The organism is Nocardia goodfellowii (assembly GCF_017875645.1).
Classification (GTDB): Bacteria; Actinomycetota; Actinomycetes; order Mycobacteriales; family Mycobacteriaceae; genus Nocardia; species Nocardia goodfellowii.
This window is the reverse complement of record NZ_JAGGMR010000001.1, coordinates 3355427-3374538: the sequence shown is the minus strand read 5'-3', so window position 1 is coordinate 3374538 and position 19112 is coordinate 3355427. Positions and strand designations below refer to the sequence as shown.

General features: G+C 66.4%; 21 protein-coding genes. 11 read left to right on the top strand and 10 right to left on the bottom strand.

Annotated features, from left to right (window positions below; all coding sequences use genetic code 11):
- Positions 1 to 351 precede the first annotated feature (351 nt).
- Positions 352 to 531: a hypothetical protein gene (locus BJ987_RS15315; protein WP_209889938.1), complete on the bottom strand. Its 180-nt coding sequence runs from the start codon at positions 529 to 531 to the stop codon at positions 352 to 354.
- A 113-nt stretch (positions 532 to 644) separates the two neighbouring features.
- On the bottom strand, positions 645 to 1544 hold the full coding sequence (locus BJ987_RS15310) for an RICIN domain-containing protein (RefSeq protein WP_209889935.1): 900 nt from the start codon (positions 1542 to 1544) through the stop codon (positions 645 to 647).
- Between the two features lie 384 nt (positions 1545 to 1928).
- Between BJ987_RS15310 and BJ987_RS15305 the strand changes: the two genes are divergently transcribed.
- Positions 1929 to 2423 carry a transposase gene (locus BJ987_RS15305; RefSeq protein ID WP_209889932.1) on the top strand — a complete coding sequence of 165 codons (495 nt, stop codon included), beginning with the start codon at positions 1929 to 1931 and terminating at the stop codon, positions 2421 to 2423.
- Positions 2424 to 2761: 338 nt separating this feature from the next.
- On the opposite strand, the gene BJ987_RS15300 is transcribed toward BJ987_RS15305, so the two are convergent.
- Positions 2762 to 3466, bottom strand: a complete 705-nt coding sequence (locus tag BJ987_RS15300; protein WP_307869617.1) for an EthD domain-containing protein — start codon at positions 3464 to 3466, stop codon at positions 2762 to 2764.
- Positions 3467 to 3777: 311 nt separating this feature from the next.
- Here BJ987_RS15300 and BJ987_RS15295 point away from each other — a divergent pair, with 311 nt between their 5' ends.
- Entirely contained in the window at positions 3778 to 4059 is a 282-nt protein-coding gene (locus BJ987_RS15295; RefSeq protein WP_209889929.1) for a hypothetical protein, read from the top strand.
- 327 nt (positions 4060 to 4386) lie between these two features.
- Here BJ987_RS15295 and BJ987_RS15290 read toward each other — a convergent pair whose 3' ends face one another.
- Positions 4387 to 4668 carry a DUF1330 domain-containing protein gene (locus tag BJ987_RS15290; protein ID WP_209889926.1) on the bottom strand — a complete coding sequence of 94 codons (282 nt, stop codon included), beginning with the start codon at positions 4666 to 4668 and terminating at the stop codon, positions 4387 to 4389.
- 268 nt (positions 4669 to 4936) lie between these two features.
- Between BJ987_RS15290 and BJ987_RS37730 the strand changes: the two genes are divergently transcribed.
- Positions 4937 to 5062, top strand: coding sequence for a hypothetical protein (locus BJ987_RS37730; protein ID WP_281070370.1), 126 nt, complete (start codon positions 4937 to 4939; stop codon positions 5060 to 5062).
- 225 nt (positions 5063 to 5287) lie between these two features.
- Here the strand turns inward: BJ987_RS37730 and BJ987_RS15285 are convergent, their stop codons facing one another.
- Complete coding sequence (locus BJ987_RS15285) at positions 5288 to 5899, bottom strand: TetR/AcrR family transcriptional regulator (protein ID WP_209889923.1); 612 nt, start codon at positions 5897 to 5899, stop codon at positions 5288 to 5290.
- Positions 5900 to 5994: 95 nt separating this feature from the next.
- Here BJ987_RS15285 and BJ987_RS15280 point away from each other — a divergent pair, with 95 nt between their 5' ends.
- Positions 5995 to 6636: a hypothetical protein gene (locus tag BJ987_RS15280; protein WP_209889920.1), complete on the top strand. Its 642-nt coding sequence runs from the start codon at positions 5995 to 5997 to the stop codon at positions 6634 to 6636.
- 85 nt (positions 6637 to 6721) lie between these two features.
- Positions 6722 to 7297 carry a hypothetical protein gene (locus BJ987_RS15275; protein WP_209889917.1) on the top strand — a complete coding sequence of 192 codons (576 nt, stop codon included), beginning with the start codon at positions 6722 to 6724 and terminating at the stop codon, positions 7295 to 7297.
- 53 nt (positions 7298 to 7350) lie between these two features.
- Here the strand turns inward: BJ987_RS15275 and BJ987_RS15270 are convergent, their stop codons facing one another.
- Positions 7351 to 7833 (bottom strand): RrF2 family transcriptional regulator, encoded by a 483-nt coding sequence (locus BJ987_RS15270; RefSeq protein ID WP_209889914.1) that lies wholly within the window; start codon positions 7831 to 7833, stop codon positions 7351 to 7353.
- Between the two features lie 79 nt (positions 7834 to 7912).
- Between BJ987_RS15270 and BJ987_RS15265 the strand changes: the two genes are divergently transcribed.
- Positions 7913 to 9109, top strand: coding sequence for an MFS transporter (locus BJ987_RS15265; protein WP_209889911.1), 1197 nt, complete (start codon positions 7913 to 7915; stop codon positions 9107 to 9109).
- Positions 9110 to 9464: 355 nt separating this feature from the next.
- On the opposite strand, the gene BJ987_RS15260 is transcribed toward BJ987_RS15265, so the two are convergent.
- Positions 9465 to 9797 (bottom strand): hypothetical protein, encoded by a 333-nt coding sequence (locus tag BJ987_RS15260; protein ID WP_209889907.1) that lies wholly within the window; start codon positions 9795 to 9797, stop codon positions 9465 to 9467.
- Between the two features lie 1191 nt (positions 9798 to 10988).
- Between BJ987_RS15260 and BJ987_RS15255 the strand changes: the two genes are divergently transcribed.
- On the top strand, positions 10989 to 11177 hold the full coding sequence (locus BJ987_RS15255; protein ID WP_209889905.1) for a hypothetical protein: 189 nt from the start codon (positions 10989 to 10991) through the stop codon (positions 11175 to 11177).
- Positions 11178 to 11241: 64 nt separating this feature from the next.
- Here BJ987_RS15255 and BJ987_RS38360 read toward each other — a convergent pair whose 3' ends face one another.
- A complete protein-coding gene (locus tag BJ987_RS38360; protein WP_209889902.1) occupies positions 11242 to 11724 on the bottom strand; it encodes an Lrp/AsnC family transcriptional regulator in 483 nt (160 codons plus the stop codon).
- 9 nt (positions 11725 to 11733) lie between these two features.
- On the opposite strand from BJ987_RS38360, the gene BJ987_RS15245 reads away from it, so the two are divergent.
- Together BJ987_RS15245 and BJ987_RS15240 are read left to right on the top strand one after the other, a co-directional pair.
- Complete coding sequence (locus BJ987_RS15245) at positions 11734 to 12783, top strand: threonine ammonia-lyase (protein WP_209889899.1); 1050 nt, start codon at positions 11734 to 11736, stop codon at positions 12781 to 12783.
- 295 nt (positions 12784 to 13078) lie between these two features.
- Positions 13079 to 14332, top strand: a complete 1254-nt coding sequence (locus BJ987_RS15240) for a cytochrome P450 family protein (protein WP_245365975.1) — start codon at positions 13079 to 13081, stop codon at positions 14330 to 14332.
- Between the two features lies 1 nt (position 14333).
- On the opposite strand, the gene BJ987_RS15235 is transcribed toward BJ987_RS15240, so the two are convergent.
- On the bottom strand, positions 14334 to 15530 hold the full coding sequence (locus tag BJ987_RS15235; protein ID WP_209889896.1) for a styrene monooxygenase/indole monooxygenase family protein: 1197 nt from the start codon (positions 15528 to 15530) through the stop codon (positions 14334 to 14336).
- Positions 15531 to 15573: 43 nt separating this feature from the next.
- The gene (locus BJ987_RS15230) at positions 15574 to 15792 is read right to left on the bottom strand and encodes a hypothetical protein (protein ID WP_209889893.1); all 219 of its coding nucleotides are present in this window, start codon (positions 15790 to 15792) and stop codon (positions 15574 to 15576) included.
- A gap of 189 nt (positions 15793 to 15981) precedes the next feature.
- On the opposite strand from BJ987_RS15230, the gene BJ987_RS15225 reads away from it, so the two are divergent.
- Together BJ987_RS15225 and BJ987_RS15220 are read left to right on the top strand one after the other, a co-directional pair.
- Positions 15982 to 18540 (top strand): helix-turn-helix transcriptional regulator, encoded by a 2559-nt coding sequence (locus BJ987_RS15225; RefSeq protein ID WP_209889890.1) that lies wholly within the window; start codon positions 15982 to 15984, stop codon positions 18538 to 18540.
- A gap of 220 nt (positions 18541 to 18760) precedes the next feature.
- Positions 18761 to 19108 (top strand): Clp protease N-terminal domain-containing protein, encoded by a 348-nt coding sequence (locus tag BJ987_RS15220; RefSeq protein ID WP_209889887.1) that lies wholly within the window; start codon positions 18761 to 18763, stop codon positions 19106 to 19108.
- Positions 19109 to 19112: the final 4 nt, after the last annotated feature.

The window sequence follows — 19112 nt, the reverse complement described above, 5'->3', positions numbered from 1 at the left end:
TGTAGACGGCGGGGATGTAGATTCGCCCGATACCTCCACAACTGCTCCTCGGCTGGAGCGTCGTCTCGCAGGTCGACAGCGCACCCGACGGTCGAAAGCCGATCGACTTCGCCGTACGCCTGGACTCGGTGATCATGTCCGCGATTCGCCCTAGTCCGGCCACAAGCGGCAACTTCGACAGTTGGTAGATGAATTCCATAGCTCATATCGCGGTGCCGGACAATACATAATCGGCGTGGGCGCGCATTGGGAAGCCTTGTTGGCCAACCGATTTGGTCAGCCGACTAACGCGCGCCACGCGGCAGATGCGGGCGTTCACAAACGCCTATGCCGTGGCCCATAGAGCCGATGTCAATCAGCGGCGCTCACCTCGGCGGCGAGGCGGAAGCGTTCAAGCACCACCAATGTCGCGTCGTTCACGGTGAACCGATCACCTCCGTCGCGCATGCCCTGGGGTTCGCCGATCAGAGCTACCGTGCTCTGGTTCGGCGCGGCATCGAGTGTGCTTGCCTCGCTGGCCGTTTGGCGCACGCCGAGTACTCGTTTCTGAATCGATCTCGAAAGTGCTGGTCCGCCGCGAACGGGCGACGGACCAGCACAATTCACTCCGCAGTCCTGACTCGCCACCGCCCGACGCGACTCGACTACACAGGATTCCTGTTCCATCGGAATTCGGGCTTGTCGCGACGATCACCGAAGCCGGCGCCACACCCCGCGGCCCGGACGGCATCCGCTGTCGCGTACCAGCAAACGTGCCTCGAGACGATCTTTATCCTGCCCTGAGGGTCCGCGCTGTAATCGGGCGCCGGCGACTCGAGGGTGTAGTTTGTCTCGATCGCCACATTGCCGGAGGTGCTGACGGACTCGACCCAGTCCCTGGCGGTACCCGCACCGCACGGCCGGGTGTTCAGCGCGAAATCGTTTCCGACCGGAGGAAAAGTAACGCATCGCTGGGTGGCGACGCTCTGTATGAGGTTGCTGCCGAATCCTTCCACGGTGGCGTGAAAGTAACGCCACTGCTGGCGTTTCGAGTCGGGCTGGCAGTCAGCGAGACCAAGGCTTTCGTCGCCAACCACGACACACTTCTTCTCGCTGACGCTGGTGATGGTGAACGGCGCGCTCGGCGGGTCGGGTTCGGTCTTCTTCGGCACGATGTTCGACTTGGCGCCGCCGATCTTCTCGATGTCCGGCGTTGCCTCCTTGACGACGTCGCCACCTTCGAAGTGGCAGATCAGGCGGACCGTGATCATGTTCGGTTCTACGCCATCGGGCAGGGCGCCCTGGTCGCGAGCGAATACGTTGGTGTCGCTCCACCCGGCATAAGGTTCGGTACCGTGCGAGGAGAAGCCGTTGCTCTCGGCGACGGGTTGCACTATCAGCGGCTCGCCGGACGTCCTCGAGTAGCTCACCTCCATGAGCGCGCCGGCCGAAGGGTCCTTTTTGCCTTGGCAGATACCCACAGCTTTGAGGTACGGCGGTCGATCTTTCGCTATCGAGAACTTGGCGAAGAGTTGCGCGGAGCCCTGCGGTACCGCCGTGGCCAAACCCGCGGGAGTGACGATCGCTAGTGCGGTAGCGACAAAGATCGTCCATCGCCCGAATTTTCCTCTACGGTGCCGACCAGAATCCGAACGCATATCCACACGACCTCCGATGCACGGCTGATGTGGCTGCTAATTGCAGCCCGCGATGTATTCGTCGCGAACTGGCGCATGGACGGATCAAACTTGCTGCGCGATTGCCGTCGAGTCGACAGCGGACGGGTTACAGCATCGCGCCCCGGGGAATCACTACCTGTCCGCTTAGCGTGACTTTCCTCCCGGATACTCCTCAACCCCCGCGAAATTCTTGTCTTCGCGTCAGGCCCGAGAGCTCATCGACACGACACCGCGACCGATCCGGTCACCACGATCCAGCAGCGACTGGCGATGGAGTGGATCGAGGACCTCGAAACCATAGACCTCAGGATCAAGACCGCGGATAAAGAGCTGCGCCGGCTCGTCCTGGACCGCGGTTCCGCTTTGATGGACCTGCACGGCAACGGACCATCCAGTGCAGCAAGCCTTTTCGCCGACACCAACGATATTCACCGCTTCGCAAACCGGGACCGGTTCGGCTCCTGGAACGGCACCGCACCCTTGGACGCCTCTTCCGGAGAGCAGCAACGCCACCGGCTCTCCCGGGCCGGCAACCGAAAGATCAACCGGGTCTTGCACATCATGGCCGTGGTCCAGCTACGCCACCGGACCGCCGGCCGGGCCTACTACGATGCTCGCAAAGCCGGCGGGAGAATGCAAAAAGGGCGCCAGCACTATAGACGGGCGGTCGGTCTATACGTGCGACGGCGAATGGAAGCTCGTACGGACTTGCCCAGAGGGCAAGCACCCCACTCCGTTCAAGCGCGGCTGGACTTGCAGGCCTGATTGAGCCGCGCAGACTTCAGGGCGCGGTGAGACGGAGATAGTCAGCACTCTGTCGTGGATGGGTGATCTGGCGAGGGGACGGATCATCCACTACCGCTAGATAATCGGCTACTTGATCTCGCGGTAGCGCTTTATCCCGGCCAGGATGGGTCCAGGTGCCCGGTGAGAAGCTCCCTAATCGGCTGCCGCCTGCGACATTGGCGTGGCTCAATAATGGCTTGCCTCTCACCGGTCACTGTGCCGGAAATGGCTGAAGAGAAGTCTGCCCAAAGCTCGAAGAAGCGGTGCCTTCCCGCACGGACCTCACACACCGACACGGGAAGGACAGCCGATCGACTTCAGGTCAGGGGATACACATAGCGGCTGGTGGGAACCAGATCCAGGTTCAGGTGGGCGCCGAAGGAGACGACGCTTTCCATCATGCGCGTGACTCGCTGCTGGAGGTCGGCGTCGTCTGCCGCACCGTAGAAGGCGTGGACGCTGGTCATGGCAGCCATCGGGAACAGTTCCTCGACCAGGGCATCCACCCGCCTGCCCGCGGTGATGGGCTCGCGGACGGTGTTCTGGACGTATCCGAAGGTGTCCTGGGTTTCGATGGCAACCGTGGTGTGCAGATCATGCCAGCGATGCAGCCATTCCTCGCGGGTGAGGTCGACGGGGATGCGCAGGAGCGCGAAGTTCGCGAGCGCGTCGGTACGCACACCACTCTCGACCGGCGGAGGAACGATAGGGGTGCGCTCATCCACAATCCACCCATCGACCTCCTTCGCAACGGAAGACAGTGCCGCAGTAACGGATTCGTGCGCCGCCTCTGTCCACACACTCACAATGGCAGCAATCGGCTCGTCATAGGTCGTATGCCGCACCTGCGCCGCATCGACATCCGCATCGCAAATATTCACCTGCAACTCGGTAGCCCCGGCCGCCGCCAGCTCGCGCCGCAACTCAGCGCTGTGCAACCACTCACCCAAACCGTCGCCCCACAGGGCAAACATCAGCTTCATCCCGAAGTCCTTGCCGCAGATCACCTTCGATCCGCCCACCGTAACCCCGCAAAGGCCCGCTGCAACCGGTTCCAGCTCACCGTCCCACCCAGCGGATTCCGATTCTGGCCCGCATCGGCGCGACCGTTAGCGGCACAAGAGGCGATGAACGCCGAACGGAGGTTCACCCCGTGAAGGTCTTAGCCCAGGTTTGCGCATCAACTCCCGCCAAGCGACGACACATAGGTGGCATGTGTGGATGATCTGCGTGGCGGGCGGCGTCTCCGCTCGGAACACGCTGTCCGACAACCCAATCCGATGGCACGACGAAGGTCCGCGCGTTTGCGCGGACTTTTTGTACAGTGGCCCCCATGTGGTTGCTCAAAGGGCTGTTGTTCGCGTTGCTGGGGGCACTCGTCCTGTCGATATCGGCGACCATCGTGTTCGCCATGAACGACCACCCGGAGTGCGCCGCGATCCCCGGAGACGTCGGGCCCTGCGGATTCTGGCCGCAGGTCGGCTACATAGGCCCCTTCGTCATCCTCTGGGGAACGTTTCTCGGCACCGGGATCGCGGCCGCGTTCCTGCTGGTCGCCGCCGCAATCCGCGGGCTCGTGCTCGCACTGTCGCGGCGGCAGCCCGCGGGCGAGTAGCCGAGAGTAGTCAGTGCCCGGCCCCAACGGTATCGATGTTCAGCCCCGACTCGGCTAGTGCCGCACACCCTTCGGACAGTTCGGCGACCGCACAGCGCAGCTCACCCACCCGCGCCGGCAACTGCCCGCGCCTGCTTTCCAGCTCGGATCCGCCACCATGCGCTCGGGTCTGCACCGGTATGTAACCGCCCTGCCGCCTGACGGGTGCTTCTGGAACGCCCTCAACTAGGCAATTGCGGATGGGTCTGAGCCGCAGCCGATTTCATCCGCCGACCGAGCGCACAGCGGCAGAAGCAGACGCTGTCTGCGGCAGCGCGTCCGAGCCGCTCACATCCCTTCGGCGAAGACCAGGCGCACGGTGACGCCGGACTTCCGGACTTCACGAGCGGCGCGGTATTCCGGTGAGTCGTACCAGGCCCTGACCTGATCGAGATCGGGAAACTCGAGCACAACCACACGCCCCGGCCAGTCGCCCTCCAGAACCTCGGGCATGGCGGCCACGAGATATCGGCCGCCGTACTGGCGAATCGAGGGCTCAGCCAGCTTCCAGTACGCCAAGCCGATCTGCTCGTCGTGAACCTCGGCCTCGACCACGACGTAGGCTGCCATCCGTAACTCCTGTCGCCGCGCAAACGGCTTCGATATATCGATCATGTTCTCGCCGAAGGTACTTCACGCGAGCAAACCGGCCGAGCAGGTGTCCTGGTATCGGCAATGTAGGGCATTGCCGAGGGACGAGATCGTCTGCGCCCGTCGATTTTCCGACGCTGCTGCCTAACCGGTCGAACCGCGCGCCCAGCGGCTGCCCCACGCTCGAACTAGCAATGCCTTCCCGGCACGGATACCACCGGGTTCGCAGACCAGGGTGGCCACGGCGATGACCGTCATCATCGGAACTGATTTACACAAACGTTCTGCCACCATCGAAGCCATCGACCCGACCGGTCGCGTTTTGGCCATCGGCCGCTACACCACCGGAAACTTGGTTGCGCCGAAATGCTGACCGCAGCACGACGATTCACCGACCGGATCTGGGCGGTCGAAGGCTGCAACAGCATCGGCTGCAAGACCGACCCGGTCGACCCGCACTCGGTCGCTCCGACGCCGGCCGCCGCCCGGGCGTCTATGCCCTCTTGGCTCTTGCCCAAGGAGACGCTGCTTCAACGCAGTGTGCTTCGGCGCTATCGGCCCTGGCTCGATGCGCGCGGTCGGCGCTGAGGGGTGGTGATCATGTCGTGCTCCCCGCGGTCACGACGGCGTGGACGGCAAGGCGCAGCGTGTCGGTCTCGGTCGCGACCCGCACGGTGTCCGAGGGCAGAGCGCGTTCGGTCATGAGGCCGGTAACTACGGTCCCGAGGAAACGCGCCCGCTGCTCGATCTCCCCTGGGGGGATCGCACCCTCCTCGACGAGCGCGACCAGCCACCGCTCGATGCGATGCCGCCCCAACCGCTCGAGCGCGAGATAGGTGGCTGCCTCGTCAGCGGACGGAGTGGATGCCACGTACGCCTCGTACAGAGCTCCCCATTGCTCTCGGGCGCGATCACCGACACCTACTTGCGCGAGGATCAGCCGTAAGCACGCGACCAGGCGGTCCGTCGGAGACAGGGCGCGATCGTTGATCGGATCGTCGGGGATATCGAGGTCGTAGATCCCGGCGACAACGGTGTCGATGAGGTCACGCTGCGTCGGAAAGAAATGTCGCAGCGAGCCCGTGCTGACCTGGGCCCGGGCCGCCACCGCCCGAACGCTCAAGCGCGCGGTCGGGTTCTCGCCGAGCATCGTCGCCGCGGCGATGAGGATCTTGTCGCGCGTCCCCGGTTCCTTCGATTCAACGTCCATGTCCGCCCTTCTCGTGACACCTTCTATCACGGTGTGCTAGCTTATCCCCTCGCTGACTATCACACTGTACTAGAGCAGGATCGAGGGTGGACAAGATGGGGATCAGACAGTGGCGCAACCGCCGCGTGCGTGCCGGATCCGGTGAACCACTGCCCCGTTATCGCTGGTGGCAAACGTTCGGCAGATCGCTCCGCTCGATCACGTTGCCCGCACCCGATGGCACGACCTCCACCTACGCGGTCGACGTTCGCCACGCCGGCGACATGACCGACGGCGAGATCCGCGCCCGCCTCTACGTAGACGGGTCGTTGCACTCGTTCGCGAAGATGCCCACCCGCTTCTCCGTGCCGGGCGGCCACATCGAGGTCGCCACCAACGGCTTCGGACTCGAGCGCTGCCACTACGTGCGTGCAGATGGCGCCGAGCAGCAGCTGTCTCCCGATCCCGCATCCGCAGAAGGGCGTCGCGCCCGGCTCCATCACCGGCGTCCCGGTCTGAGCCGAGTCATCGGCGTCGTCTCGATCGCGCTCGTCATCGTCGGCCTGTGCGTCGAGGTGCCGCAGATCATCGAATCGCTCTCCCGGATCCCCTTGATCGCCGACTCGATCGGAACCTTCACCTCGCCCGTGCGACTCCCCCTCCAGATCAACCTGCTCATCGGGCTCGCGGCTGTCATCGGCAGCACGGAAAGAGCCCTGCGGATGCGGTCGAGCTGGATCGACGAACTCGCCAGCTGAACCTCCACCAAAAGGAAACAACCATGCCAAACCGCACCCCGATGCATGGCCGATGGAAAGACGATGGACCAAGCCGGGGTGGGCGGTGGTCGCCGCTACGTCCCTGCTGCTGATCGCTGGGTGCGCCGGCGCGACGCCGGACGAAGGCGAAAGCGCGAACGCGGCAGGACTCGACCAGTTCATGGAGCAGGAACTCGAATTCGGGCCATGCGACTCCACCATCGTGAATTCCCAGGCTCCCGTTCCCGAGGTCATCGAAGCGGCGAAAAAAACCGAGTGCGCCACGCTCGAGGTGCCGATGGACTACGAGAACCTCGACGATGAAACCATCGACATCGCCGTGACGCGCCATGCCGCCACCGGCGACGACCGCATCGGTTCTGTTGTACTGAATCCGGGCGGCCCCGGCAGCCAGGCGACGACGTTCGCCCCGCTGGTCGCCGCGCTGTGGACGGGTGGACCCCTCACGGAGCGCTTCGACATCGTCGGGTTCGACCCGCGCGGAGTCGGAAATGTCCTGAGCCGCAGCAGATCTCATCCACCGACCGAGCGCTCAGCGGAATGTACGTTCGCGAGGTTGTCCGAATCACCATCCGTCTTGTATCGATGCTTGGATGGGCGGATAGGTTGCTCACGACTGGCCGAGCTCGGACAGGCGTAAGGTGGCGGGTTCCTGTCATTCATGCTGTGTCGGTGACGTCGAGTACGTCGCAGCTATCGGTTTCCAGCGTTCAACCACTCGCGCAGTTCGTCTAGCGCGGTACCCGCGCTGTCCTCGTCGATACTGGCGGCGAGATCGGCGATGGTGACGGCGGCGAGTGCGGTGCGCCAGGCGGTGTCGGCGGTGGTCATGGCGCGCATGACCGCGCAGCGGGTTCGGCAGCTTTTCGCCGGCAGGCCGAGTGGCCCGTTTTGCCGAATCTCGGTGCAGCGGAACGCTGGTTCAGCACCGTCCACCGCTTCGACCACCTGCAACATGGTGATGCTCGCGGCGGCACGAGTCAGCACGTAGCCCCCGGCCGGCCCCGGTACCGATCGGACGATGCCGGCACGCGAAAGCCCTTGAAGATGTTTGGCCAGATAGGCCGTGGGGACACCATGCAACTCCGCCAGTCGCGCGGCGGGGACCGGAGCGAGGGCCTGCCCCAGCGAGACGCAGCAGTGCAGGGCCCATTCGACGCCTGTGGACATCTTCATGCCGCCAGCATATCTCGGACAACAAGTGTCCGAGACTGTGTTATAACTTGGACACAAATGTCCGAGATTAAGGTTTGTCATGGCTGCTGTCCGAGACCATCCCGTTCCCACCACGAAAGATCGTGTGGCACTGGCATTTGCGGCACTGGCGCTGTTCGTCGCGGCGGCGAATCTACGCCCGGCGATCGCTTCGGTGTCCCCGCTCGTCGATCGGATTCGCGCAGACCTCGGCTTGTCCTCGACCGGAATCGCCCTGCTCACCACTGTCCCCACCCTCGCGATGGGATTATGCGCACCACTGGCCGCCGCGGTAGGCCGTCGCTGGGGCTTGCAGCGTGGTGTGCTCATCGGCTTGGTTGTTGTCGGAATCGGCACCGCGGCACGCGGTTTCGGTACCGCGACCTGGCTCCAGCTGAGCTGCGCTGCCGTCGTCGGCGGGGGTATAGCGATCGCGCAAACGCTGCTACCCGCGGTGGTGAAGTCTCGGTTCGCCGAACATGCGGGCCTCGTGACCGGCATCTATACGGCGGGATTGGGTTTGGGCGGTGCCATCGCCGCCGGTATCAGCGCGCCGCTGGCCGACGCACTCGAGTCCTGGCCCGGCGCGCTCGCGTCGTGGACCTTACTCGCCATCGGCGGCGCAGCGCTGTGGTCGGCGGCACGGACCGCACTGAGGCTCGGTGCGGCGTCCGGGCCGCAGGGCCCAGCGACGACCGGCCTGCCGTGGCGTAGCCGGACAGCGTGGATGATCACGCTGCTGGCAGCGGGTAACTCAGCGCTGTATTACTGCGAATTGGCCTGGGTCGCACCACTGTTGCACGACAGCGGCTATCCCGCGTCCGATGCGGGCTTCCTGCTCACCGCCCTGATCTCGATCCAAGTCATCGCTATGCTGGCAGTTCCGGCACTACTCGGCGAGCGCAGAGACAAGCGCATCGGCCTCAGCTTGACCGTCACCCTGACCGCCATCGGATTCATGGGATTGGCGTTGAGTCCCGGCACTGCCACCTGGCTGTGGATCCTCGCGCTCGGCATCGGTCACGGTGGCCTGTTTACGCTGGTGCTCACGGTCCCGGTCTCGATGAGCCGTGATGTCACCGAGGCGGGACAATACAGCGCAATGGCCTTTTTCCTTGGCTACGCCGCGGCGGCAACGGCGCCGATCCTCGTCGGCGCCCTTCGCGACGCCGCCGGCGACTTCCGGCTCGCGTTCGTACTACTCGCGGCCGGGGCGCTGCTGCTGCTCTTCCCGGTCGCCGGAATGGTCCGCCACTAGGCGCGGGCCGGCGGGGTACTAAAGGCCGCGACGCGGCAGTCGAGTGCGATCCAGGCCCGCGGGTTTGATCCGACGATGGCTCAACCGATGGCCTTCGCAGTGATGCTCGGCAGTCTCCGCAGACGGTGAAATCCCTGGCACGACGCAATCGGCAATCCCGTGGGTTGGCGAGCCGCGAGATGATCACGGCCCGTTGATCTTTGAGCGTAATGTGTGACTGCGCGTTCAGCACGGACAGCGGCAGTACAGTGCGTTGGCCCCGATCCTGATCCCGTACCGAATCGGCATTACCGGTCGTCGCGGGTCGCTCCAAGGACCGTTCAGCTCGCGGGATCCGGCACGCAGGTTCCACATTTCAGATTGCGTCGGGCTCGGCCAGATCCCAAGCTTCGGCGGGGTCGCGGGAGTACCAGTGCCCGGTCCAGTCGGCCTCGGCGCTCCAGGTGGCGTAGAAGGCGTCGTCGTCGGGCAGGTCGGGGGTGCTGGCAAAGGGGACCCTGCCGGCGTGGAAGCGCCGTGCGCGTTCCACCGAGCGGGCGGCCGATTCCGTCCGGAACGCCCGGTCCCGGGTCCAATACTCGGCAGGCAACACACCGATCGGATAGTGCAGCTGGTAGCAGAATTGCGCGGTGCCCGGGCTGCGCTCGTACAGCCACAGAATCCATGCCGGAATCCGCGGGTGGTCCACGGCGCGATCGGCGAACCCTGTGCGCGCAGTGCGACTTTCGGGGTGCGATCGCGCGGTCTCGGTCACTCGGGCCACTGCTGCGGAATCCAGGCGTTTTGGCCGACGCTGTCCCATGGCCGGTAACTCTAGATCGATCGCCTGCCGCATTCGCGCTGGTGAGAGCGGCTGGCGGCCGTGTCGCACAAGGTCGGTCGACCGATTCGGGGATTCTGATTCGGTTGCGGCACAGTGAGTGGCCTGTTGTGAACGGTTGGCGAAAGGTTGGTCCGACGATCCCACCATCGAGCTGGCGCCGATGCCCGCAGTGTCGGTACCCGCCCCGAGGCGGCGTCACCACCGGCGCGCAGAGCCCTGATACAGCCTGGGGTCTACCACCTCACCGCAGCACGCCCTCGGCACTGTATGCGGCAGTACCGCGCGTATCGGTCCGGCGGAGTGCGCACTCTCGCTGCCCTCGCCCTGATAGCGGCAATCTTGATGGCGCCCGGCGCCGCGACCGCCGAACCATTGCTCCCCTTTACCGGCCTCAACCTGCCCTCCGGCAGCAGCGAGATGACCGACCCTGCTCGAGCAGATGACGAGCCCGTTGAAGAGTCGGGCGAACCGTGTGGCGCGGATGACCCCACCAGTACACCGGGCGATAGTTCCGAAACCGGCGCCGCGGTTGCCGAGGACAAGTCCGAGTGCCCCAGCGGCCGTTCCGTCTGCGCACGCGGCTGGCAATGCACCGAAATCACCGTCCGCGGCCGCGACTTGATGTGGTGTTGCCGCAACCGAAGCTGTTGTCCCCCACCCGGGCCCGGTGCTCCCGGCCGCTGTGTTCGTCTATAGCTCGAGGTGATCAACACATAGTCGGCAACAGCGGAAGTCCTGAGCGGCAGCCGTCTTGGTCCACGGGGCGTCGTGCAGTGACAGCTTTGTTCGGCGCGCACAGCGGCAGTAGCGGTATTGCGTACCTACGAGGTCGTCTTGGACCGCTGAGTCGGTGAAGCCGGTTCGTCGCCGCCCATCCCGCACCCACGCGGCACCGAATTAGTCGGGGGCCAGGTGTTTCACGAGCTGTCAGGCCATGATCGGATAAGGGTGGTGTCATCGAGGAGCGTGACGCGCAGACGGCTCCTCGATGACATCCGGATAGACCGGCCCAGAAGCGAGTTGCCTACCACGCGGACACACCGGACAGGGGACGATATGGAAAGGCAACGCTACGACATCGGGACCCACCGGCTGCTGAGCGAGATCCTCGCCCGCTACGGCAGCATCGATGCCTTCTGCGCCTACCTGCATTACCTGCTCGACGACCCGACCATCGAACTGGCTCCGCTGCCCTACCTCCCGGTACCAGCCACAAGCGACCCGCCACCACCGGCGCGAGGGTGATCAGCTCTGTGCAGCAGCGCGCGTGCGGTGAGTCACCGGCACGGCCCCAGGTCTATCTCGACGACTAGATCAGGAGTTCGGCGGGGAGGAATGTTCCTTGTTTCACGGTGTCGTGGATGAACATGGTGTCGTAGCGACGAATATTGTCGTCTGACTTGAACAGGTGGTTCCCGAGGTCGCGTAGCTCGCGCACCGATGACGCGGCGACCAGAACGGCGTAGTCCCAGCGGCCCGAGAGCAGAAAGCACTGTTGGACCGACGAGTGCGCGCGGAGGGTTTCGGACAGACGCCGATGATGCTCGGGTGACTCGTGCGTCAAGGTGAGCATGACAAGTGCCCGAGTGAGGTGGGGGGCATTCTCGGGATCGACTTGGGCGACAGTGCGTATCAACCCTGCGGTTCGGTATCGTTGGCACCGGCGTTGCACCGCGCTGGGTGACAACCCCACGAGATCACCGAGAGCGCGCAGAGTTCGGCCGGCGTCGACTTGCAACGCGTCGAGCAGTCGAACGTCGATGTCGTCCAAGTTCAGAGTGGATCGAGGCACGCAATATTCTTGCGTTTCCACGCGAATTTTGCAATCGGCTCCACCGCGCTTAGTTTTAGGTTGGGTGACATGAGTATCTCGCCGCCGCAACGCAATTCGCACACTGATGCCCTGTCGCTCGACCGCGCCTATCAAGCGCGCGAGGTGATTCCACGGGAGTTCCTCGACACTCCCCAGTTCGAGGACCAACTGCTGAACTCGGCGCTTGGTGGTCGAGTGATTGTCAAGGTGGAGTCACTCAATCCGCTGCGATCCTTCAAGGGGCGCGGTGTAAGTTTTGCCCTGCGCGACCTCTCCCCGGGCGAAATCGTTGTGTGCTCCTCGAGCGGAAACTTCGGGCAGGCGGTCGCGTATGTCGGCGCCATCCGAAACGCATCGGTTCGAATATTCGTGCCCTCGGGTGTCAATCCCGTGAAGCGGGAACGCATGTGCGGATTCGGCGCGCACGTCATCGACGTCGACGGTGGTCTTCAGGACGCACGGCGGGCCGCACACGAGGAGGCCATCGCCACAGGCGCCCGCTTGGTAGTGGACGGAATCGACCCAGGTATCGCCGAGGGCGCCGCGACGATCGCCGAGGAGCTCGGCCATGCCGGAGCCTTCGACGCGCTCATCGCACCGATCGGTGACGGAAGTTTGATCAGCGGTATAGCACTGTGGGCGCGACACCACTGGCCGAGCACGCGGATCATCGGGGTCAACGCGGCCGCGGCTCGCGCCGTACACGACAGCTGGCGCACCGGCCAGCCCGTCACGATCGAGCCGACGAGCACGTTCGCAGAAGGCATCACCATCCCGCGGCCGCACCGTGAATCCCTGGAACGCATCCACCACGCCGTTGACGACATCGTCCTGGTGAGCGACGAGGACATACGCGCCGGTATGAGACTCATCGAAACCCATCTCTCGTTGATGGTGGAGCCTGCTGGAGCCGCCGCGATCGCTGCGGTTCTTACCGGGCGAGCCAAAGGTGACCGCGTCGCGACCATCCTTACAGGATCCAATCGACATCCTTCGCTGCACTCCAGTGCGAAAGACGGCCGTTCGGAGGCCCGATGACAACGCTGCGAATCGGCATCAGTGGCGCGACCGGCATCTGAATGACCCGACAGCCACCGAATTCGAAGCGCTGATCAACCGATAGAAGCAGTCGGTTGTTGGGCGGGCGAATTCGCGTGACGGCCGCGACGCTGCCCGCATGTTCGTGTCTGCTCCGCCCGAGCAGCCGCGCCCGGATGACCAGCGCGGACCCGCCGCCGATGCGCATGACACACCTATCACCTACCGATGCCCATCCGGGGACGGCGTGCATACGCTGCCGCGTCGGGCAATTCGCACCATATCGGAGCCATAGTTGACAGTGCCACGTTCATCGAACCGTCCTGCCACAGAACCGGTTTCGCACCACGGTTCGCCGGTCCAGCTCGACCGGGAGCGGGTGCCGCTGTACGCACCCGAGTTCGCCACCGACCCGCACGCGGCGTACCGGTCGATGCGCGCCCGGTACGGTTCGCTGGCGCCGATCGAGCTGGCGCCGGGCGTACCGGCCACCCTGGTCATCGGCTACAGCACCGCCATCCGGATCCTGCACGACCCGGAGCATTTCCCCGCCGATCCGCGCGGCTGGGAACGCACCGTCCCGGCCGACTGCCCGGTGCTGCCGGTATTGCAGTGGCGGCCGAATGCCATGCGCAGCACGGGCATCGAGCACGACCGCTACCGCCGTGTCAATACCGACAGCATCGACGCGGTGGATCTGCACGCGCTGCACGCCACGGTCGAGGGGATCGCGAGCGCGCTGATCGCGGAATTCGAGGCCGCCGGGTCGGCGGATCTGGTGGCGCAGTACGCGTTTCCGCTCGCGTTCGCCGTCATCAACGCGATGCTGGGCTGCCCGCCCCAGATCGGTGAGCGGATCGCCGCGGCCACGGTCGCGGTGTTCGACGGTGACGACGCCGAACAGGGCAACAAGCTGCTGGCCACGGCCGTACTGGAACTGGTCGAGCTGAAACGGCGCGAGCCCGGCGACGACATCACCTCGCGGCTGCTGGCGCATCCCGCCGCGCTCGACGACGCGGAGGTGATCCACCAGATCGTCGTGCTGTACGGCGCGGGCATCGAACCACTGCAGAATCTGATCGGGAACGCGCTGCGGCTCATCCTCACCGACGACCGTTTCGCCGGTCACGTGATCGGTGGCAGCCTGTCCACCCGGGACGCGCTGGACGAGGTCCTGTTCGATGATCCGCCGATGGCGAACTTCTCGGTCACCTATCCGCGTCAGCCGATCCTGATCGACGACAACTGGCTGCCCGCGCACCAACCGGTCGTCGTCAGTCTGGCCGGATGCAATAACGACCCGCTCGTCAGCACGGGTGACCACACCGGGAATCGGTCACATCTGGCGTGGGGCGCGGGCCCGCACGCCTGCCCCGCGCGCTCGGCGGCGTATCTGACCGCGCAGGACGCCGTCGACCAACTGCTGGACGCGCTGCCCGACCTCGCGCTCGCCGTCCCGGCCGCCGAATTGACCTGGCGGCCAGGGCCTTTCCACCGGGCCCTGACCGCACTGCCGGTTGTCTTCCCGCCCGCGCGGCCGCCGGGGTAGGTCAGATGCCGACGGCCAGTTCGGTCATGTTCGCCGGGCGGGCGAAGGTGTCGGCGAAGCCGTCGGCCAGCCGTGAATCCTCGGCCGCCGCCAGCATCAACTCCTGCATCGGGCCCGGCGGGTCGAGCACGGTCGCCGTCCATCGCGCGGCCGGGTAGGCGGTATCGGTCAGCCACGGCTCGGCCGCCGCGATCATCCAGTCCCGGTCGAACGGACCGTGCGCGTGCCGCAGGATCGCCTCGCCGTATCGGAATCCGCAGTGCACGGCGCTGTTGGCGCCCTGCGCGCCGCCCGGATCCATGCGGCACACCACGTCACCGCCGCCCAGCACGACGGCGCCCGACGGCAGCGTGCCCACCGGTCGGCGCATTACGGGAGTGACCGCGCCGACCAGCGTGGCACCGGCGTCGGTCAGTTCGGCCTCGCGGTAACGGTCCGCGAGCGCGGGCGGCAGCAACCGATCCAGCAGCCCTCGGGCCAGCCGCAGCCGCTCGCCCGGATCGCCGACACCACCGAACACATCCATCGGGCCGCCGGGCCGAGCCTCGATAAGCACCATCTCACACCGGCGTTCGGTGCCCGGCCGACCGGTCAGGCCGGGATAGGAGATCACCTCGCCCGTTCCGGGCAGCGTCACATACGTACCCAGCTCGTCCGGGTCGGGTACGACGCCGTCGAGATACAGCGCCGCCAGCTGCCGCTGCGGGCGCGGCGGCAGCCCCCAGGCCGAGTCCGCCGGGAAGCAGGCGGCCAGCTCGCGATCCGCGCGGGTGACCACCGTGAGGTCGTAATCGGCGGTGCCGCGGTCGATCTCGGCGACCGTCGGCGTGGCGATCGACAGCTTCCCGCCGGCATCCGCGAACGCCCGCAACCAGCGGCCGAAGACCGTGCGCTGGTCGACACTGCGCGCCGGGCGGGTGAATCGCCCGGACCACTGCATCGCGACCGCGCGATCGACCACCATGGTGAACCGGATGCCGGCGATCTGCGGCGCGGCCGACCGCCAGCAGTCCAGTCCCGCAGCCGATTCCAGGTCCAGTGCCGGCGGGAACTTGACCTGCGTGCTGGTGATCGAACCGGACAGGACCGCCTCGCTGTCGCGGTCGGTGACCACGGTGACCTCCGCGCCACCGGCCAGCAGTCGGTGGGCCAGCGGCAGTCCGCACTCACCGGCGCCCACTATCCGTATTCGTCTCATCTCGGTTCCTCTCGACGTCATCGGGCCGAATGCCGCCGCTCGCTCAGGTCCACAGCCGCCGGCACGGCAGCGGCGGCAGATTGTCACGCAGGTCCGAATCGATCGTCACCCTCGCACCGGCTTTCCGCACGGCGGCGGAGAACCGGGCAGCCACCGCCCGATCGTCCTGATAGTCGAAAACGATGGGCGGGCTGTCGAACCGCACTCGGATGTGACACGAGTCCGGGCTGGTGCCGCCCGGATGCGGCGTTCCGGCAACCACTGCGCGTATCTCACTGTTCGGCTTCGAGTTTCGTGGCCGCCGGGGGTCGGCGACCCATGCATAGTGGCCCGGCGGCGCGCCGCGGACATCGGTAGATCCGGCACGGGCACGTAGGTAGGTATCCGTTCCCCTCCGCGGCTGCCTGTTCCGTCGGCGGCGCCGGGTGGTTGCCGACTAAAGTGGCCGGATATGCCACCGCACCGTCCGCACCGGGTGGGAACTCCGCCGACCGCCGCACCCGAGTTCATCGGCCGCCAGCGTGAACTGGAACAGATCGCGACGCTGTTACTGACTTCCGCGCGGCTGATCACCGTGATCGGTGCTGGGGGCATCGGCAAGACCCGGCTGGTGGTCGAGGCCGCGCAGCGATTCCACAAGGCTCGCAGCACCCCGGTGCACTGGGTCCGCCTGGCCCGGTTGCCGCGCGGCACGGACATCGCGACCGTCGAGGACGAGGTAGCCCGGTCGGTGGTCGAAACCGATTTCTCCGGCCGATCGGCGTGGCAGGCCTTGATCGACACGCTCGATCGCGGCGTCGGCCGCGCCGCCCAGACCGTGCTGATCCTGGACAACTGCGAGCACGTGCTGGCCGAGGCGGGCACTGTGATCACCGAACTGCTCGACACGGTGCCGCGGCTGACGATCGTCGCCACCAGCCGCGAACCCATCGGCTGGGTGGATGAACAACTGGTCGCGATCCCGCCGCTCACCCGACGGCAGGCGGTCACCCTGTTCCGCCGCCGCGCCGCGCTGACCGGCCATATCCTCGACCAGGCGCAGGACGCGGTGGTCGAGGAGATCTGCGCGCACCTGCACAACTATCCGCTGCACATCCGGCTCGCTGCGGCCCGGCTGCGCCGCCAATCGCTGTCGATGATCCTCGGCGACCTCACCGGCGCGGCGAGCGATCGCCGGCTGCGCTGGTCGGCCGTCGCCCGGACCGGCGCGGACGAGCGGCACCACGGGATCGCGGATGTCATCGCGTGGTCGTTCGATCTGTGCGGCCCGAAGGAACGGCTGCTGTTCGAGCGACTATCGGTGTTCGCCGCGGGGTACGACAACAATCCCGACGACGGACCTGGCCTCGACGTGGGCGCCGACCTGGACGCGATCGAAACGATCTGCTCCGGCCCCGACGGCACCGGCGCGGAGCTGGCCCGCGAGGAGATCGAGGGTCTGCTGGAACGCCTCGTCGATCAATCGCTGGTGTCGACGCACCTGGCCGCCGACGCCGTGCGGTATTCGCTGCTGGAAAGCTTCCGGGTATACGCGCAGCAGCGGCTGGCGCACCACGCCACCGACGAGGCGCGCCGGCTGGCGGACCGCCATCGCCGCTACTACCGCGACCGGGTCACCGATGCCGCGCTGAACTGGTTCAGCGACCGCGAGCACACGCTGCTCGCCTGGGCCCGCGCCGCCTGGGACAACCTGCAACTCGCGGTCGAGAGCAGTCTGGCCACGCCCGGCGAGGCGGTGGTCGGTCTGGAGACCGTCGCCGGGATGATCCGCCTGCGCGTGCCCTTCTTCAAAGGGTCGCTGCGGGAGTCGCGCCGATTGGCCGAACGCGCGCTGGCGGCCACCCGCGGCGCCGGACCGGAAGCGGCGAATCTCCAAGTGTCGGTGATGGCGTCGATCGCCTTCCTCAGCCTGTGCCAGGGGCTGACGGGCGAGGCCGGGCAGATGCTCGAGCGATGCGTCGCGGCCTGTGTGCCCGACCCCGGCCGGGCCGCGGCCTGGCGAGCGGATCCGGTGACCGACGTCGGGCTGCCCGCGCCGGTGGAATTCGCCTCCGGATGCGCCCTGATGCTCACGCACCTGGACGTTCGCGCCCTGACCGTGCTCGCGCGGGCACGCGAGAAGTTCACCGCGGCAAACGATTTCGGTAGCGCAACGATGAGTGAGATGTTCGAGGCGCTCGCCGCGGCCTTCCTCGGCACGCCCGCGCAGGCGCTCGAGGTCACCGGTCGTCACCTCGACGCCGCGGCCCGCTCCGGCGCGGAATGGGCGCGGTCCTGGGCCGAACTCGCCTGGGCCATAGCCGAAACCGCGCACGGTGATCCGCACGCGGCACTGACACGCGGGCGTACCACCCTCGCTCGGCAGGTCGAGATGCGCGACTCCTGGGGCACGGTGTGGGCCGTGCACATTCGCGCGTGGACCTTGGCGCGCTTGCTCACCACCGACGGGCGGACCGACTCCGAGCGGGCCACCGACCGGGCGGTCGAGATCGCGAGACTGCTCGGCGGGGCCGCGGCGCTGCGGCACGAACTCGGCGTCGACATCGCGCATCTCGGCCCGTTCGCCACCGAGACCGAGCGCGCCGCCGACCTCACTCGGAAAGTGCTGGGGCAGAAAGACTTCGACACCGCGTGGGACGAGGGCGCCGCGTTGCGGCCGTCGCCGACCGAGGTGCCGCTGCTGGCACTGGGCGACCTGACGCTGCCACGACTCCCGGCCGACCGGCCGGCGCGCCGAGGAAATCCCACGCCCTGGCAGCTGCTCACCGACGCCGAACGCGATGTGGCGGTGCTGGCGGCGGCGGGCTGGTCGAACACCGCGATCGCTACCCGTCGCGGCAGTTCGTATCGCACCGTCGACGCGCAAATATCGGCCGTGCTGCACAAACTGATGATCCGCTCGCGCGACGACATCCTTGCCCTGGTCCCGGCCGAGCAGCGCGACCGAGTCGAACGCGAACGCGAACGCGAACCGCGCGGCACCCGTACCGGCGGGCGTGGCGGCGCATGAACCGCGATGTCACGATTCCCGTTCCCGCAAAGAGGCGGCTCGCCTGCTTTCGCGCGCTGTCGCGCGGCCTTGCGGTTTGTTTGTAGGGTTTTCGACGATCTGGACGGACAATGGTGAATTACAGAGCCAGCCAGCCGATTTCGTTACCTCGGCGCAGCGCCACCCTCTTGCCCCGGCCCTCGGCAAGCCACACCGAAACCCCATGAGACCGGAGGCGACAATGACGACAACCGCACCGCCCCCCACCACCGACCCGGTGTCCCCGGATCCCACACCACCGGAGAACGTCACCCAGGTCGAAGGATGGATCACCGCCGAACTCGAGCAGGTGCTGCAGCGGGCGGTGGACATCGCCAACGCCGCGGGGAACCGGCAATTACGCGTCGAACACGTGGCGCTGGCGATGCTCGAGGATTCCGGCTCCTCGGTCCGCGCCGACTGGCGTGGCGCACTGACCGTGACCCAATGGACGAAGGCACTGTTCGAGGCCTTGCCCGCCCGGCAGGTGGAGCGCGATCAGCCCCGACAGGTGACCGATATCTTCTGCTGGCGATCCTTGCGCGGCTGAGCGC